The sequence below is a fragment of the Pseudomonas sp. EggHat1 genome, from assembly GCF_014892995.1.
Classification (GTDB): Bacteria; Pseudomonadota; Gammaproteobacteria; order Pseudomonadales; family Pseudomonadaceae; genus Aquipseudomonas; species Aquipseudomonas chaetocerotis.
Genome location: NZ_JACKQK010000051.1, coordinates 1 through 432, shown reverse-complemented (window position 1 = coordinate 432; position 432 = coordinate 1). Strand labels below are relative to the sequence as shown.

The window sequence follows — 432 nt, the reverse complement described above, 5'->3', positions numbered from 1 at the left end:
GGTACCCTGGGCATCCTGATTCCGCCGTCGATCGTGATGGTGGTGTACGCCGCCGCCACCGAGCAGTCGGTGGGCAAGCTGTTCATGGCCGGGGTGATCCCGGGCGTGATGCTGGGCCTGGTGCTGATGATCGCGATCTACATCGTCGCGCGCATCAAGAAGCTGCCGGCGCTGCCGCGCGCCAGCTTCCGCGAGTGGCTGCGTGCCGCACGTGAGGCGTTCTGGGGCCTGCTGCTGATGGTGATCATCCTCGGCGGTATCTACACCGGCATGTTCACCCCGACCGAGGCTGCGGCCGTGGCGGCGGTGTACGCCGGCTTCGTCGCCCTGTTCGTGTACAAGGACCTGACCATTCGCGAGTGCCCGAAGGTGCTGCTGGAGTCCGGCAAGCTGACCATCATGCTGATGTTCATCATTGCCAACGCCATGCTC

At 65.0% G+C, this 432-nt stretch carries 1 protein-coding gene; it reads left to right on the top strand.

Annotated elements, in window-relative coordinates:
- Positions 1 to 432: TRAP transporter large permease subunit (locus tag INS93_RS25225; protein ID WP_192985868.1), on the top strand; the 432-nt coding region annotated here is incomplete at both ends.